At 56.8% G+C, this 1,452-nt stretch carries 2 protein-coding genes and 1 pseudogene; 2 read left to right on the top strand and 1 reads right to left on the bottom strand.

Annotated features, from left to right (window positions below):
- Nucleotides 1-212 (top strand): annotated as a pseudogene (locus tag FEM54_RS34245) (hypothetical protein); the annotation flags it as partial.
- A 99-nt stretch (nucleotides 213-311) separates the two neighbouring features.
- Complete coding sequence (locus FEM54_RS32495) at nucleotides 312-680, top strand: lysozyme inhibitor LprI family protein (protein ID WP_171045966.1); 369 nt, start codon at nucleotides 312-314, stop codon at nucleotides 678-680.
- Between the two features lie 60 nt (nucleotides 681-740).
- Here FEM54_RS32495 and FEM54_RS32490 read toward each other — a convergent pair whose 3' ends face one another.
- Nucleotides 741-989, bottom strand: a complete 249-nt coding sequence (locus tag FEM54_RS32490; RefSeq protein WP_138454274.1) for a hypothetical protein — start codon at nucleotides 987-989, stop codon at nucleotides 741-743.
- Between the last annotated feature and the right edge of the window lie 463 nt (nucleotides 990-1,452).

Raw genomic sequence — 1,452 nt, 5'->3', positions numbered from 1 at the left:
CACCAGAGTACTACGCATGTGAAGTGAGCCTTACGGTGGACATCGGCGGCACACGATATGCCGGCTGGTCACGCCTGAAGTTGAAAGAGCCAGGGCAGCGTCTGATCAGCCAGGAGCGTGCGTCTCTCAACGGCGAGGTGTTGAGCACAGTCGGTCTTGCATTGAAGGCGGCTTACATTGATGCGCTGGACAAGTCAAAAAGCGCGCACTGATTTAGGACCGGCTATCGGGCTGGCATCGTCGGTCAGAACTTTCAGGCATGTTAAGGGCCTAGAGCACCCGTTGCCTATTTTTCCTGGAGCCCAGTACCGATGTTGAACGCCGTGATCAAACCCGCCGTATTCGCTTTCGTCATCGGCATGTCCATGCTGCTGATCAGCCCTGCGAGCTCAGCCGCCAGCTTCGACTGTGGCAAGGCCAAAGCGCCTGACGAAATTGCGATTTGCAAAAACGTCAGCCTCAATGACCAGGATGTGACCATGGCGTTGCTCTACGACTTGAACAAGCACTTTATGGCCATGGGCGGGCGCGGCTCATTGATGGACGGGCAGGCCGAGTGGCTCAAACAGCGGCATGCCTGCGGGGCGAAAGTCAGTTGCCTGAGCGCTGCTTATACGCAGCGGATTGGTATGTTGCGCGGGTTCATTGATGAGCGGGTGATGACGAAAGGGCCGTTCTGAGTCATTCCAGACGCGGCAGTTAGAGGGCGACCAAGAGGTCGCCCATTTTTCTTTACAGCCCTACGCTCGCAATCTTCGCCCCATCACATCGAGTAAGTCGCAACCGTCACGCAGTGGAATACTTAACAGCAACGCGAAGTCCTGCAGCACAACAGTGTCGCTGCTAAGCCCATCGCGAAGCGCCAGGTTCTCCAGAAATTGAGTGACTGCCCGTATGCGAAACACCGCTGCATCATGCAGTGCGTCCAGTGGTGCCTGAGTGTCGATAAGCAGGGTAGGGATAATGCAATCGGGGCCTGTGATGGGCATATACCGATCTTGTGCAGTCATGGATCTTGCTCCTATATCTGAATGAGCCGTCACCTTCTGCCGCCAAGCAGAATTAGGGTGGCGGATTACGCAAGGTTGGCGGACCGGGGATATAGGACCCGGCACTTCCGAAGAAGTCCCTGCGCAACCCGCCATTGCACGAAATCACGGGCACAAAAAAGCGCCTGCAATCGTGTTGGGGGCGCTGTTGCGCCTATATCTGGTCGGACCGCCAAGTCCAATCGCAGCGTTTGCTGCGAGTTGAAAGGTTAACGTGCGAGGTTCTCAGGGGCAACAGGCAAATGGGCGGGATCTAAAATTTGGATCATTCGCCTGTGCGGTAATCTGCTTTCCTGTGGGAGCGGGCTTGTTGTGGCGAGCAGGCTTGTCCTGCGTTGGGTGGCGAAGCCGCCCCATTCAGTCGACGCGGTGGCTAGAAAAAGCCGGGGCCGCTTCGCAGCCC

The sequence above is a fragment of the Pseudomonas edaphica genome (assembly GCF_005863185.1).
Taxonomy (GTDB): domain Bacteria; phylum Pseudomonadota; class Gammaproteobacteria; order Pseudomonadales; family Pseudomonadaceae; genus Aquipseudomonas; species Aquipseudomonas edaphica.
This window is presented reverse-complemented; position numbering and strand designations above follow the sequence as displayed.